We start from the raw sequence: 14,272 nt of genomic DNA on the forward strand, positions 1-14,272 counted from the left end.
CGCGTTCGGCCTGGCGCTCCACCCGGAGACCCGCACGGTCCGTACCGGCATCGGTTCGGCCGCGCCGACCCCGATCCGCGCCAAGGAGGCCGAGGCCTTCCTGAACGCGGCTCTGGAGGAGGGCGGTTTCTGGGAGAGCGGCAAGATCATCACCCCGTCGATCGCCAAGCAGTTCGCGGACCTGTGCTCGGGCGCCGCGAACCCGATCGACGACGTCCGTGGCACCGCCAAGTACCGCCGCCACGCCGTCGGCATCATGGCCCGCCGTCAGCTCGGCTGGACCTGGGAGCAGTACCGCGGCACCGGCCGCTCGCTTGAGGGAGCTGCATAACCATGCGCGTCAATTTCACGGTCAACGGTCGTCCGCAGGAAGCCGACGACGTCTGGGAGGGCGAGTCCCTCCTCTACGTTCTGCGTGAGCGGATGGGGCTTCCCGGCTCCAAGAACGCCTGTGAGCAGGGCGAGTGCGGCTCCTGCACGGTCCGTCTCGACGGCGTGCCGGTCTGCTCCTGCCTCGTCGCCGCCGGCCAGGTCGAGGGCCGCGAGGTCGTCACCGTCGAGGGCCTCGCGGACTACGCACAGCACCGCGAGGACGTCCACCCGGGCGGTGCCTGTGGCACCGGCGGCTGCGGCACCAGCCTCGACTCGGCGAAGAAGTGGCAGGCCAAGCCGACCGACTCGCAGACCGGTGAGGGTGTGCAACTCTCCCCGATCCAGCAGGCGTTCATCGACGCCGGCGCCGTCCAGTGCGGCTTCTGCACCCCGGGTCTCCTGGTCGCCGCCGACGAGCTCCTGGAGCGCCAGAGCGACCCGTCCGACCAGGACATCCGTGAGGCCCTCTCCGGCAACCTCTGCCGCTGCACGGGCTACGAGAAGATCCTCGACGCGGTCCGCCTGGCGGCCGCCCGTCAGGGAGAGGCGGTCTGACCATGGCGCAGAACACGCGCACCGTTCCGGCGGGCACGCCGACGAACGTCACCCAGAACCACACCAAGGGCGGCATCGGCGAGTCCACGCTCCGCCCGGACGGCACCCTCAAGGTCACCGGTGAGTTCGCGTACTCCTCGGACATGTGGCACGAGGACATGCTGTGGGGCCAGACCCTGCGCTCCACCGTCGCCCACGCCGAGATCGTCTCCATCGACATCTCCGAGGCGCTCGCGATGGGCGGCGTGTACGCCGTCCTCACGTACGACGACCTGCCGACCGAGATGAAGAACTACGGTCTGGAGATCCAGGACACCCCCGTCCTGGCCAACGGACGGGTACGCCACCACGGTGAGCCGGTGGCCCTGATCGCCGCCGACCACCCGGAGACCGCGCGCCGCGCGGCCGCCAAGGTCAAGATCGAGTACAGGGAACTGCCGGTCGTCACCGACGAGGCCTCCGCCCTCGCCGAGGACGCCCCGCTGATCCACGAGGGCCGCGACGACCACCACTCCGGTCACGTCCCGCACCCGAACATCGTGCACCGCCAGCCGATCATCCGCGGCAACGCGGACGAGGCCGCCAAGAAGGCCGACGTCATCGTCACGGGCGAGTACACCTTCGGCATGCAGGACCAGGCCTTCCTCGGCCCGGAGTCCGGCCTCGCGGTGCCCGCCGAGGACGGCGGTGTCGACCTCTACGTCGCCACCCAGTGGCTGCACTCGGACCTCAAGCAGATCGCCCCCGTCCTCGGTCTGCCCGAGGAGAAGGTGCGCATGACGCTCTCCGGCGTCGGCGGTGCCTTCGGCGGTCGCGAGGACATCTCGATGCAGATCCACGCCTGCCTGCTCGCGCTGCGCACCGGCAAGCCCGTCAAGATCGTCTACAACCGCTTCGAGTCGTTCTTCGGCCATGTGCACCGCCACCCGGCGAAGCTCTGGTACGAGCACGGGGCCACCAAGGACGGCAAGATCACGCACATGAAGTGCCGGATCGTGCTGGACGGCGGCGCCTACGCCTCGGCCTCCCCGGCCGTCGTCGGCAACGCCTCCTCCCTCTCGGTCGGCCCGTACGTCATCGACGACGTCGAGATCGAGGCGGTCGGCCTCTACACGAACAACCCGCCCTGTGGCGCGATGCGCGGATTCGGCGCGGTCCAGGCGTGCTTCGCCTACGAGGCGCAGATGGACAAGCTCGCGGCGAAGCTGGGCATGGACCCGGTCGAGTTCCGCCAGCTGAACGCCATGGAGCAGGGCACGATCATGCCGACCGGCCAGGTCGTGGACTCGCCGGCCCCGGTCGCCGAGCTGCTGCGCCGGGTGAAGGCCCGCCCGATGCCGCCGGAGCAGCAGTGGCTCGCCGCCGGGGAGCAGGCGGACGTCCGCGCACTGCCGGGCGGTCTGTCCAACACCACGCACGGCGAGGGCGTCGTCCGCGGTGTCGGCTACGCGGTCGGCATCAAGAACGTCGGCTTCTCCGAGGGCTTCGACGACTACTCCACCGCCCGCGTGCGCCTGGAGGTCATCAACGGCGAGCCCGTCGCGATGGTCCACACGGCCATGGCGGAGGTCGGCCAGGGCGGTGTCACCGTCCACGCGCAGATCGCCCGCACGGAGCTGGGTGTCACGCAGGTGACCATCCACCCGGCCGACACCCAGGTCGGCTCCGCCGGTTCGACGTCCGCCTCCCGGCAGACGTACATGACCGGTGGCGCGGTGAAGAACACCTGCGAGAAGGTGCGCGAGGCGGTCCTGGAGATCGGCCGGCGCAAGTTCGGCTCGTACCACCCGGCGTGGGCCACCGCCGAGCTCCTGCTGGAGAACGGCAAGGTCGTCACGGACGGCGGCGAGGTCCTCGCGGACCTGGCGGACGTCCTCGAGGGCGAGGCCATCGACCAGGAGCACGAGTTCCGGCACCGCCCGACCGTCGCGTTCGACCTGGTCACCGGCCAGGGCGACGGCCACGTCCAGTACACCTTCGCCGCGCACCGCGCGGTGGTGGAGGTGGACACCGAGCTCGGCCTGGTCAAGGTCATCGAGCTCGCGACCGCCCAGGACGTCGGCAAGGCGCTCAACATGCTCTCCGTCGTCGGCCAGATCCAGGGTGGCACCACCCAGGGCCTGGGCGTCGCGGTGATGGAAGAGATCATCGTGGACCCGAAGACCGCGAAGGTGCGCAACCCCTCCTTCACGGACTACCTGATCCCGACGATCCTCGACACGCCGACCATCCCGGTCGACGTACTCGAACTGGCCGATCCCAACGCGCCGTACGGCCTGCGGGGACTCGGCGAGGCCCCGACCCTGTCGTCCACTCCGGCCGTCCTCGCGGCGATCCGGAACGCGACGGGCCTGGAGCTCAACAAGACGCCGGTCCGCCCCGAGGCGCTCACCGGCACCCTCTAGGACTCTCCGGGCGGTGTGTGCCTCCCAGGAACGTCACACTTCCCGCCCGCACCGCCCGGAGCGACCCCCGGTATCACCGCTCGATACCACCGGCAGTACCAGCGTTACCGAGTAACAACAGCATCACCAGCACCATCGAGCAGTACCGAGTAGCACCAGATTGACCTGATTCATCCAAGTTCGTCTCGGGCCGTCCCCCGGGTCGTGCAGCCAACGCACCATCCCAAATCCCGCGGCTTTTCTGACTTCCCCAGTCTTATGCGGGTGCCCCTTTGAACCTTGGGAGTAGGCCCCATGACCCAGTCGTCAGTGGAGCCCAAGACCGCCTCGGAGGACGCGGGCTCCGGCTCGAACGTCCCCGCCGGCCGCTCTTGGCTCGACCGGTACTTTCACATCTCGGAGAGAGGATCCACCGTCGCGACGGAGATCCGCGGCGGCGTCACCACCTTCATGGCGATGGCGTACATTCTCCTGCTCAACCCCCTGATCCTCGGCGGCAAGGATGTGGACGGCAACGTCCTCAGCCAGCCCGCACTCATCACCGCGACCGCCCTCGCCGCCGCCGCGACCACCCTGCTGATGGGCTTCTGGGGCAAGGTCCCGCTCGCCCTGGCAGCCGGTCTGAGCGTCTCCGGCGTCCTGTCCTCGCAGGTCATCTCCGTCATGACCTGGCCGCAGGCCATGGCCATGTGTGTGGCCTACGGTGTGGTGATCTGTCTCCTGGTGGTGACCGGTCTCCGCGAGATGATCATGAACGCGATCCCGCTGGCGATCAAGCACGCGATCACCATCGGCATCGGCCTCTTCATCGCGCTGATCGGCTTCGTCAAGGCCGGCTTCGTCCACGAGAACCCCTCGCCCGGCGGTGGCCCGGTGGTCCTCGGCCCGGCCGGTGAGCTGGCCGGCTGGCCGGTCCTGATCTTCGCCTTCACCCTGCTGCTGATCTTCGCGCTCCAGGCCCGCAACGTGCCCGGCGCCATCCTGATCGGCATCGTGGCGGGCACGGTCATCGCCGCCATCGTCAACGCCGTCGGCGACCTGCCGGCCAAGGCCTGGTTCTCCGGCCCGCCGGAGCTCAGCGGCAGCGCCGTCTCCACGCCGGACTTCTCGCTCATCGGCGAAGTGTCCTTCAGCGGCTGGGGCGACGTCGGCTACATCACGATCACCATGATCATCTTCACCCTGGTGCTCGCAGGCTTCTTCGACGCCATGGCCACGATCATCGGTGTCGGCTCCGAGGCCAAGCTCGCGGACTCGCAGGGCCGTATGCCCGGCCTGTCCAAGGCGCTGTTCATCGACGGTGCCGGTGGTGTCATCGGCGGCGGTGTCGGCGGCTCCGGCCAGACCGTCTTCGTCGAATCGGCGACCGGCGTCGGCGAGGGTGCCCGTACGGGTCTGTCCTCCGTCGTCACGGGCGCGTTCTTCGCCGCCTGCCTCTTCTTCACCCCGATCACCGCGATCGTGCCGGCGGAGGTCGCCTCCGCGGCCCTGGTCGTCATCGGCGCGATGATGATGCAGAACGCCAAGCACGTCGACTGGAGCGACCGCTCCGTAGCGATCCCGGTGTTCCTCACCGTGGTCCTGATGCCGTTCACGTACACCATCACCACGGGTGTCGCGGCCGGTGTCATCTCCTACGCCGTCATCAAGACCGCGCAGGGCAAGGCACGCGAAGTGGGCGCCTTCATGTGGGGCCTGACCGCGATCTTCATCGTGTTCTTCGCGATCCATCCGATCGAGAGCTGGCTGGGCGTCAGCTGACGCCCGTAACGTCGCCCTCCACACACGTATCGAGGAGTTCGAGATGCTGGACATCGCCGAAGAGCTGCACCGGTGGGTCGAGCAGGGACGCGAGTTCGCCGTCGCCACCGTCGTGGCGGTCGGCGGGAGCGCGCCCCGGCAGCCGGGCGCCGCGCTCGCCGTCGACAGCGACGGAACGGCGATCGGCTCGGTGTCCGGCGGATGTGTGGAGGGCGCGGTCTACGAGCTGTGCCAACAGGCCCTCGAAGACGGCCAGACCGTCGTCGAGCGCTTCGGATACAGCGACGAGGACGCCTTCGCCGTGGGTCTGACCTGCGGCGGAATCATCGACATCCTCGTCACCCCGGTCCGCGGCGGGGTCTTCCCCGCCGCTCTGGCCGCCGCCGTCTCGGGGGAGGCGGCGGCTCTCGCCAGGATCGTCGACGGCCCCGCCGACCTGATGGGCCGGGCACTCCTGGTCCGCCCCGACGGTACGTACGAGGGCGGTCTCGGCGGCCACCCCGAGCTGGACCGCACCGCCGCCGGCGAGGCCCTGGCGATGCTGGACGCCGGCCGTACCGACACCGTCGAGATCGGCGCGGACGGCAGCCGCTGCGGACAGCCGCTCACCCTCCTCGTCGAGTCCTCCGTCCCGGCCCCCCGCATGATCGTCTTCGGCGCCATCGACTTCGCCTCCGCCCTCGTCCGGGTCGGCAAGTTCCTCGGCTACCACGTCACCGTCTGCGACGCCCGGCCCGTCTTCGCGACACCGGCGCGATTCCCCGAGGCCGACGAGATCGTCGTCGACTGGCCGCACCGCTACCTGGAGTCGACCGAGGTCGACGGGCGGACCGTGCTGTGCGTGCTGACCCACGACGCCAAGTTCGACGTCCCGCTCCTCGAAGCGGCCCTGAAGCTTCCCGTCGCCTACGTCGGCGCGATGGGCTCCCGCCGCACCCACGAGGACCGCAACAAGCGCCTGCGCGAGGTCGGTGTCACCGAACTCGAACTGGCCCGTCTGCGCTCCCCGATAGGGCTCGACCTCGGCGCCCGCACCCCGGAGGAGACGGCCCTGTCCATCGCCGCCGAGATCGTCGCCAACCGCCGCGGCGGCTCCGGCACTTCCCTGACCGGTGCCCACACCCCGATCCACCACGACGGACCGCGCGCACCCGATGGCCGGATAGGGTCCGTCGCCTGACCGGCGGCGCGCCTGCCTTTGGAGTACCGGCGCGGTCGACCGTTAGGGTCCGGATCATGGACATTCGTGACGTACCCGAAGCGCATCTCGACCGCGCCCTCGACCTCGCGTACCTCGTCTTCCACGAGCGTCCCGAGGAGGAGCAGCGCAAGCACCACCGCGAGCTGCTCCTCCCGTGCGAGCGGATCGGGGCGTACGACGGCCGGACCCTCGTCGGCTTCGTCGCCGCGCACCGCTTCACCCTCTCCGTACCCGGCGGCGAACTGCCCTGCCCCGGGCTCACCTACGTCTCCGTCGCCCCCACGCACCGGCGCCGCGGAGTGCTCTCCGCGTTGCTCGCCGAGCTCTTCCGCCGCTGCGCCGAGCGCGCCGAACCGATCGCCGCGCTCTGGGCCTCCGAGGACGCGATCTACGGCCGGTTCGGCTTCGGACCCGCCACCCAGGGCGTCACGGTCGAGATCGACTCGCGGCGCCCGCTCGCCCTGCGGATCGACCCCGACGAGCGCCCGCTGCGCCTGATCGATCCGGCCGACGCGCCCGCCGCCGTCGGGCCCTGCTTCGAGGCCACGCGCGCCGTGCGGGCCGGCCGGATCGCGCGGGACGAGGAACGCTGGAGCGGGGAGTGGCTCGCCGACCAGGACGAGGAGGACGACGAGCTCTCCCCACCCCGGATCGTCGCCCTCGGCGACCCCCTCGCCGGATACGCCGTCTACCGCACCAAGGGCGAGAACGAGGAGACCCACACCCCCGGCCTGGTCCGGGTCGACGAGCTGGAGGCCGACACACCGGCCGCCGCGGCCGCGCTCTGGCGCTACCTCGCCTCGATCGATCTGACCGGCACCGTCCGCGCCTGGGGAAGGCCGCTCGACGACCCGCTGCTGCTCTTCGCCGGCGACCGCGACCAGGTGCGTGTGACGGGGCAGTTCCCCGCGCTGTGGGTGCGACTCGTCGACGTCCGCGCGGCACTGACGGCCCGCTCCTGGGCCGCCGCGGTGGATCTCGTCCTGGAGGTGCACGACGGCCGGCTCCCCGCCAACTCCGGCCGCTTCCGGCTCACGGCAGGCCCGGAGGAGGCGCGGTACGAGCCGACCGGCGACCCGGCCGAACTCTCCATCGGCGTACGGGACCTGGGCGCCTGCTATCTCGGCGGTACGCGGGTCACGGACCTGGTCGCCGCCGGCCTGGTCGAGGAGCACGTCCCGGGCGTGGCCGCCACGCTCGACACGGCGCTGCGGACGGCCCGGCTGCCGCACACCGGCGACGAGTTCTAGCCCGGTTCCCGATCGGACGACGTTCGGCGGCGTGGGCGGTTGGTGGACGCCCCCGATCCGGGGGTGACGAGGCGAGGGCCGGTATCGGCCGGATGCCCCGGAGGGGTCCTCAGCTCTTGCGCAGGCCGTTCAGGAGCAGCTCGGCCAGCTGTCCGTACGCCTCCGCGTCCGCCAGCCCGGTCGCCGCGGCGACCTGCCGCTGCTGGATACGGACCATGACCGAGGCGATGACATCGGCCGCGAAGGTCACGTGCACCTCGCGGAACGCGCCCGCGCGGACGCCCTCCTCGATCAGCTGCTGCACCCGGCCCGCCGCCGCGCGGGTGTTGCGCTCGTAGACCTCGGCGGCGGGCTCGAAGGCGGCCACGTCGTCGAAGAACCGGGGAGAGACCGGGGCCAGTTCGGCCGCGACCGCCCGCAGATACGCGGCAAGTCGCTCCGCGGGCTCCTGCTCCGCCGCCAGCACGGCCTCGACCCGGGTGGTCGCCCGCCGGAAGAAGTGGACCACGGCGGCCCGGACGAGCTGTTCCTTGCTGTCCGCCAGGCCGTAGAGCGTGCGCTTGGAGCAGCGCAGCCGGGCGGCCAGATCGTCCAGGGTCAGCTGGGCGAAGCCCTCGCCGACCAGGAGGGCCACCAGCTCCTCGAACAGCGCGGACCGGCGGGCCGCACCGCGGCCCGTCAGCTTGGGGGCGGCGCCGGCGGCTGAGGTCTCGATCACCCGAACAGTATGCAGGCCGACCCGTTCGGGGGGTTACGGCGGAACCCTTCTGCGCTACTCTCAACGGTACTGCCGTACCGCCCGCAGTACCGTTACAAGCGGTGCTGAGCTTCACTGGAGTCGCCATGGATGTCGACCGCCTGCTTCCCACCCCCGAGGCAGCGGACCTCATCGCCCTCACGCGGGAGATCGCCGACAAGGAGCTCTCCCCCCGCGTGGACGAGCACGAGGCCGCCGAGACGTACCCGGAAGGTCTGTTCACCACCCTGGGCGACGCCGGGCTGCTCGGCCTCGCGTACCCCGAGGAGTTCGGCGGCGGAGGCCAGCCGTACGAGGTGTACCTCCAGGTCCTGGAGGAGCTGGCGGCCCGCTGGGCGGCCGTCGCCGTCGCCACCAGCGTCCACACGCTCGCCTGCCACCCGCTGTACTCCTTCGGTACCGCGGAGCAGAAGGAGCGCTGGCTGCCCGCGATGCTCGCCGGCGAGACCATCGGCGGCTACAGCCTCTCCGAGCCGCAGGCCGGCTCCGACGCGGCCGCCCTCTCCTGCAAGGCCGAGCGCACCGACGACGGCACCGCGTACCGCGTCACCGGCAACAAGGCATGGATCACCCACGGCGGCAGGGCCGGCTTCTACGCCCTCTTCGCCCGCACCGCGCCGGGCAGCCACGGCATCTCCTGCTTCCTCGCCCCCGGCGAGACCGAGGGCCTCAGCTTCGGCAAGCCCGAGCGCAAGATGGGCCTCCAGGCCGTCCCCACGACCTCCGCCCACTGGGACGGCGCCCTCCTGGACGCCGACCGGCTCATCGGCGACGAGGGGCAGGGCCTCCAGATCGCGTTCAGCGCGCTCGACTCCGGCCGGCTCGGGATCGCCGCCTGCGCCACGGGCCTCGCCCAGGCCGCCCTCGAAGCCGCCGTCGCGTACGCCAACGAGCGCACCACCTTCGGCCGGAAGATCATCGACCACCAGGGCCTCGGCTTCCTGCTCGCCGACATGGCCGCCGCCGTCGACTCAGCCCGCGCCACCTACCTCGACGCGGCCCGCCGCCGTGACCTCGGCCGCCCCTTCAGCCGCCAGGCCAGCGCCGCCAAGCTGATCGCGACCGACGCCGCCATGAAGGTGACCACGGACGCCGTCCAGGTCCTCGGCGGGTATGGCTACACCCGCGACTTCCCGGCGGAGCGCTACATGCGCGAGGCCAAGATCATGCAGATCTTCGAGGGAACGAACCAGATCCAGCGGCTGGTCATCAGCCGTCAGCTCGTCCGCTGACCCTGCCCGTCCTTCCCGACGTCACGACTCACTTCGTACGAGGAGTTCCATGGACATCGCCGGCTCCGCCGCGCTCGTCACCGGCGCCGCATCCGGCCTCGGCGCCGCCACCGCCGCCGCCCTGGCCGCCCGCGGCGCCACCGTCTACGGCCTGGACCTGGACAAGGCCGTCGCCGCCGCGGGACCCCGGCCCGACGGCGTCACGCTGCTCGCCGCCGACGTCACCGAGGAGGGCCCCGTCCGCGAGGCCCTGGCCCGGATCGAGGCCGACGGCGCCGAGCTGCGGCTCGCCGTCAACTGCGCGGGCATCGCCCCCTCCGCCCGCATCCTGGGCCGCAAGGGACCGCACGACCTGGACCTGTTCCGGACGGTCCTGAACGTCAACCTGCTGGGGACGTTCAACGTGATGCGGCTGGCCGCCGAGGCCATCGCACGCCAGGAGCCGGACGAGAACGGCCAGCGCGGCCTCGTCGTCAACACCGCCTCGATCGCCGCCTTCGAGGGCCAGGTCGGCCAGATCGCGTACGCCGCCTCCAAGGCCGGCGTCGCCGGTATGACCGTCACGGCGGCCCGTGACCTCGCCCAGTTCGGCATCCGGGTCGTCACCATCGCCCCCGGGATCGTCGACACCCCGATGATGGCCGGATTCAGCGAGGAGATCCGGGCCGGGCTCGGCGCGAGCGTCACCTTCCCGCAGCGTCTCGCCCGCCCCGAGGAGTACGCCAAGCTCGTCACGATGGTCGCCGAGCACGACTACCTCAACGGCGAGACGATCCGGATGGACGGCGCCCTGCGCATGGCGGCCCGCTGACCGTCGTACCCCCTCGCACCTGCGACATAGCACTTGGTGCCAGCTGAGGCTGGCACCAAGTGCCGCTTTTCCGGCCGCCGGATGTTAGGTTCGGGCCATGGGAACTGCGTCGACGAACACCGCCAAGCCCGCGATGCGGGACTCCCTCATCGCGGCGGCCTTCCAGCTCTTCCTGGAGCGGGGGTACGAGCAGACCACCGTCGACGACATCGTCAGCCTCGCCGGGGTCGGCCGGCGGTCCTTCTTCCGGTACTTCCCGTCGAAGGAGGACGTGGTCTTCCCCGACCACGAGCAGAGCCTCGCGGACATGACCGAGTTCCTCGCGGCGAGCGCGGACACCGACGACCCGCTGGTCAGGATCTGCGACGCCACCCGTCTCGTCATGCGGATGTACGCCGAGAACCCGACCTTCTCCGTCCAGCGCTACCGCCTCACGCGCGAGGTGACGGGCCTGCGGACGTACGAGCTGTCGGTCGTCTGGCGGTACGAGAAGACGCTCGGCGACTACCTCCGCACCCGCTGGGCCGACCGCCGCGACGGCACCCTGCGGGCCAACGTGGTCGCCGCCTCCGTGGTCGCCGCCCACAACCACGCCCTGCGCCACTGGCTGCGCTCGGGCGGCGAGGGCGATCCGCTGGTCGAGGTGGACCGGGCGCTGGAGTTCGTCCGCGACACCTGGAGCGGGGGCGGCGAGGGCGGCGGCGCCCAGGGCGAGGAGACCGAGGACGTCGTCGTGGTGATCACCAAGCGGTCCACGCCGATGTGGCGCGTGGTGCGTGAGGTGGAGTCGAGCCTCGGCGAGAGCTAAGAGGCGCCTTAGGGATCTCAGTATCTTCGATTGAGGGAACTGAGGTCTTTATTTGATGGCACTCAGTGCCATATCTTGGCTCCATGCACGGTTGAGCCGCCGAGTGCAAGGAGAACGCATCGTGTTCCACACCGGATCCACGGGACTGAGGACCATAAGCGCCGCCGTCCGGACCGAGGAATCGGCCGCAGACGCCGAGCTCTACTACCAGCTCTGCCGCTGGTGTCAGACCACCACCTTCCAGCGCCTGCTCTGTCCGACCTGCGGGTCGACCGACCTCGCGCCCGAACGCAGCGAGGGCGAAGGCGTGATCACCGTCCGCCGCGGGTTCACCGCCGCCGACGCCGACCTGTGGCCGGTGCACATGGCCGAGGGCTTCGTGGTCCGCTGCCGGGTCGACGGGCCGCTGCACGCGGTGCGCCCCGGTGTCCGGGTGAAGCTCTCCGCCCGCTCGGCGGTGGCGGCGCAGCCGGTCGTCCGGCTCTGCGAAGAGGTCCCGCTCGACGGCTGGATCTGAGCGGACGAACCGCCCCGAGCCGGAGCGAGGCAGGACCGTCCCGACCGGTTCCGGGCCGGGGTGAGGCGGGGCGCCCTGACGGGTTCCGGGCCGGAGCGAGGCTGGGCCGTCCCGTCCGGTTGGGGGCCGGAGCGAGGACCGTCCCGAGCGACCGAGCCGGAGCGAGGCTGGGCCGCCCTGACAGGCTCCGAGCCAGAGTGAGGCAGGACCGTCCCGTCCGGATCCGCGTCGGAGCGAGGCAGGACCGACCCGGCCGGATCCGCGTCGGAGATCGACGAGATCGACCAGGCCCGGTTCCGGGCCCAGACACGATGAAAGCGCCCCGGCACGGTTCCGAGCCCAGACGCGATGAAAGCGGCCTGGCCCGGTTCCGGGCCCAGGCGCGATGAAAGCGGCCTGGCCCAGTTCCGAGCCCAGGCGCGATGAAAGCGGCCTGGCCCGGTTCCGAGTCCGAGCGAGCCGGGACCGGCCCGACCGGATCCGATCCCGAGCACCAGAGGACCGTCGCGACCGGCTCCGAGCCGGAGTACTACAGGACCGGCCCGCCCGCTCCGAGCCGGCGCGCGACAGGACCGACCCCCCGGTTCCGAGCCGGAACTCGACGAGATCGTCCCCGCCGGATCCGATCCGAGCCCGGACACGACGGAAGCAGCCCGGTGGCACAGAGTGCCACCGGGCCGCTTCCTTGTTGCGGGGACCGGCCCCTACCGCGCGCCGATCTCGTCCGTCAGCTGCGGCAGGACCTCGAAGAGGTCGCCGACCACGCCGTAGTCGACGAGGTCGAAGATCGGGGCCTCGGCGTCCTTGTTGACGGCCACGATGGTCTTCGACGTCTGCATACCGGCCCGGTGCTGGATCGCACCGGAGATGCCCGCCGCGATGTACAGCTGCGGCGAGACCTGCTTGCCCGTCTGGCCGACCTGGTTGGAGTGCGGGTACCAGCCGGCGTCCACCGCGGCGCGCGAGGCGCCGACGGCCGCGCCGAGGGAGTCGGCGAGCTTCTCGACGACCTCGAAGCCCTCGGCCGCGCCGACACCACGGCCGCCGGAGACCACGATCGCGGACTCGGTCAGCTCGGGACGGCCGGTGGAGACGCGCGGGGTGCGCGAGACGACCTTGGCCGCGTTGCCGGTGAAGGCGACGGTGACGTTCTCGACCGTACCGGCGGCCGGGGCGGCCTCCGGCGCGGCGGAGTTGGGCTTGACCGTGATGACCGGGACGCCGTGCGACACGGCCGACTTCACCTGGTACGAGGCGGCGAAGACGGACTGGGTCGCGACGGGGCCCTTGTCGCCGGCCTCCAGCTCCACGGCGTCGGTGATCAGACCGGAGCCGAGACGCAGCGCGACGCGGGCGGCGACCTCCTTGCCCTCGCCGGAGGAGGTGACCAGGACGGCGGCGACGCCCTTGTCCTTCGCGATCTGGGTCAGCGCGTCGACCTTGGGCACGACGAGCTGCTCGGTGAACTCGGCGCCGTCCGCGACGTACACGGTGGCGGCGCCGTACTCCCCGGCGGTCGCGGCGATGGACGCCGCCGCCTCGCCGGCGCCGAGCACGACGGCCGTCGGCTCGCCGATCCGGCGGGCCAGGGTGAGCAGTTCGAGCGCCGGCTTGCGGACCGCACCGTCGGCGTGGTCCACGAGAACCAGGATCTCAGCCATGATTCCTTGCTCCTGAACGATAGTGACGGTGGGTCAGATGAACTTCTGGGCGGAGAGGAACGCGGCGAGCTGCTTGCCGCCGTCGCCCTCGTCGGTGACGATCGTGCCCGCGGTACGGGCGGGGCGGGCCGCGACCGACTCGACCAGGGTCCAGGACCCCGCCAGACCGACCTCGTCGGCGTCGATCTCGAGGTCGTCCAGGTCCAGCTCCTCGACCGGCTTCTTCTTGGCGGCCATGATCCCCTTGAAGGAGGGGTAACGGGCCTCGCCCGACTGGTCGGTGACCGAGACGACGGCCGGCAGCGGGGCCTCGAGCAGCTCGGTGGCGGCGTCGCCGTCCCGGCGGCCCTTCACGAGGCCGTCCTCCACGGAGACCTCGGAGAGCAGGGTGACCTGCGGGAGGTTCAGCCGCTCGGCCAGCAGCGCCGGCAGCACGCCCATGGTGCCGTCGGTCGACGCCATGCCGCAGACGACCAGGTCGAAGCCGGTCTTCTCCAGCGCCTTGGCGACGATCGCGGAGGTGCCGATGACGTCGGAGCCGTGGATGTCGTCGTCGTTGACGTGGACCGCCTTGTCGGCGCCCATGGACAGGGCCTTGCGCAGCGCGTCCTTGGCGTCGTCCGGGCCGACGGTGATGACGGTGACCTCGGCGTCGTCGGACTCCTCCGAGATGCGCAGCGCCTGCTCGACCGCGTACTCGTCCAGCTCCGACAGCAGGCCGTCGACCTCGTCGCGGTCGACCGTCAGGTCGTCGGCGAAACCACGGTCGCCGGTCGCGTCGGGTACGTACTTCACACAGACAGCGATCCTCAGGGTCACGGCCTGGCTCCTTTCAAGTGACAGACGATTACGGGAGGTTGCGGGCCATGACGATGCGCTGGACCTGGTTGGTGCCTTCGTAGATCTGGGTGATCTTGGCGTCGCGCATCATGCGCTCGACGG

At 71.1% G+C, this 14,272-nt stretch carries 13 protein-coding genes and 1 pseudogene; 10 read left to right on the forward strand and 4 right to left on the reverse strand.

Annotated features, from left to right (window positions below):
* The 6 genes and pseudogenes from ACFQ7Q_RS35155 to ACFQ7Q_RS35180 all read left to right on the forward strand — a co-directional run.
* Positions 1-331 (forward strand): annotated as a pseudogene (locus tag ACFQ7Q_RS35155) (xanthine dehydrogenase family protein subunit M); the annotation flags it as partial.
* A gap of 2 nt (positions 332-333) precedes the next feature.
* On the forward strand, positions 334-927 hold the full coding sequence (locus ACFQ7Q_RS35160) for a (2Fe-2S)-binding protein (RefSeq protein ID WP_383562422.1): 594 nt from the start codon (positions 334-336) through the stop codon (positions 925-927).
* 2 nt (positions 928-929) lie between these two features.
* Positions 930-3,332, forward strand: coding sequence for a xanthine dehydrogenase subunit D (gene pucD / locus ACFQ7Q_RS35165; protein WP_383562424.1), 2,403 nt, complete (start codon positions 930-932; stop codon positions 3,330-3,332).
* Between the two features lie 294 nt (positions 3,333-3,626).
* The gene (locus tag ACFQ7Q_RS35170; RefSeq protein WP_383562426.1) at positions 3,627-5,093 is read left to right on the forward strand and encodes an NCS2 family permease; all 1,467 of its coding nucleotides are present in this window, start codon (positions 3,627-3,629) and stop codon (positions 5,091-5,093) included.
* Positions 5,094-5,136: 43 nt separating this feature from the next.
* Entirely contained in the window at positions 5,137-6,273 is a 1,137-nt protein-coding gene (locus ACFQ7Q_RS35175) for an XdhC family protein (RefSeq protein ID WP_383562428.1), read from the forward strand.
* 56 nt (positions 6,274-6,329) lie between these two features.
* Positions 6,330-7,544, forward strand: coding sequence for a GNAT family N-acetyltransferase (locus ACFQ7Q_RS35180; protein ID WP_383562430.1), 1,215 nt, complete (start codon positions 6,330-6,332; stop codon positions 7,542-7,544).
* A 109-nt stretch (positions 7,545-7,653) separates the two neighbouring features.
* Here ACFQ7Q_RS35180 and ACFQ7Q_RS35185 read toward each other — a convergent pair whose 3' ends face one another.
* Positions 7,654-8,262 carry a TetR/AcrR family transcriptional regulator gene (locus tag ACFQ7Q_RS35185; RefSeq protein ID WP_329114270.1) on the reverse strand — a complete coding sequence of 203 codons (609 nt, stop codon included), beginning with the start codon at positions 8,260-8,262 and terminating at the stop codon, positions 7,654-7,656.
* Between the two features lie 125 nt (positions 8,263-8,387).
* On the opposite strand from ACFQ7Q_RS35185, the gene ACFQ7Q_RS35190 reads away from it, so the two are divergent.
* The 4 genes from ACFQ7Q_RS35190 to ACFQ7Q_RS35205 all read left to right on the forward strand — a co-directional run bounded on the left by ACFQ7Q_RS35190 (position 8,388) and on the right by ACFQ7Q_RS35205 (position 11,669).
* Positions 8,388-9,533, forward strand: coding sequence for an acyl-CoA dehydrogenase family protein (locus ACFQ7Q_RS35190; protein WP_383562432.1), 1,146 nt, complete (start codon positions 8,388-8,390; stop codon positions 9,531-9,533).
* 49 nt (positions 9,534-9,582) lie between these two features.
* Positions 9,583-10,344 carry an SDR family NAD(P)-dependent oxidoreductase gene (locus ACFQ7Q_RS35195; RefSeq protein ID WP_383562434.1) on the forward strand — a complete coding sequence of 254 codons (762 nt, stop codon included), beginning with the start codon at positions 9,583-9,585 and terminating at the stop codon, positions 10,342-10,344.
* A gap of 97 nt (positions 10,345-10,441) precedes the next feature.
* Positions 10,442-11,152: a TetR family transcriptional regulator gene (locus ACFQ7Q_RS35200; RefSeq protein ID WP_383562436.1), complete on the forward strand. Its 711-nt coding sequence runs from the start codon at positions 10,442-10,444 to the stop codon at positions 11,150-11,152.
* A gap of 121 nt (positions 11,153-11,273) precedes the next feature.
* Positions 11,274-11,669, forward strand: coding sequence for a Zn-ribbon domain-containing OB-fold protein (locus ACFQ7Q_RS35205; protein WP_383562437.1), 396 nt, complete (start codon positions 11,274-11,276; stop codon positions 11,667-11,669).
* 704 nt (positions 11,670-12,373) lie between these two features.
* Here ACFQ7Q_RS35205 and ACFQ7Q_RS35210 read toward each other — a convergent pair.
* From ACFQ7Q_RS35210 to ACFQ7Q_RS35220, 3 genes are all read right to left on the reverse strand, one after another.
* A complete protein-coding gene (locus tag ACFQ7Q_RS35210; RefSeq protein ID WP_383562439.1) occupies positions 12,374-13,330 on the reverse strand; it encodes an electron transfer flavoprotein subunit alpha/FixB family protein in 957 nt (318 codons plus the stop codon).
* Positions 13,331-13,363: 33 nt separating this feature from the next.
* Positions 13,364-14,149 carry an electron transfer flavoprotein subunit beta/FixA family protein gene (locus tag ACFQ7Q_RS35215; protein ID WP_383562441.1) on the reverse strand — a complete coding sequence of 262 codons (786 nt, stop codon included), beginning with the start codon at positions 14,147-14,149 and terminating at the stop codon, positions 13,364-13,366.
* A 28-nt stretch (positions 14,150-14,177) separates the two neighbouring features.
* The coding region (locus ACFQ7Q_RS35220; protein ID WP_132919430.1) for an acyl-CoA dehydrogenase family protein at positions 14,178-14,272 on the reverse strand (95 nt) is incomplete at its 5' end.

It is taken from the genome of Streptomyces sp. NPDC056527 (assembly GCF_042794475.1).
Lineage (GTDB): Bacteria > Actinomycetota > Actinomycetes > Streptomycetales > Streptomycetaceae > Streptomyces.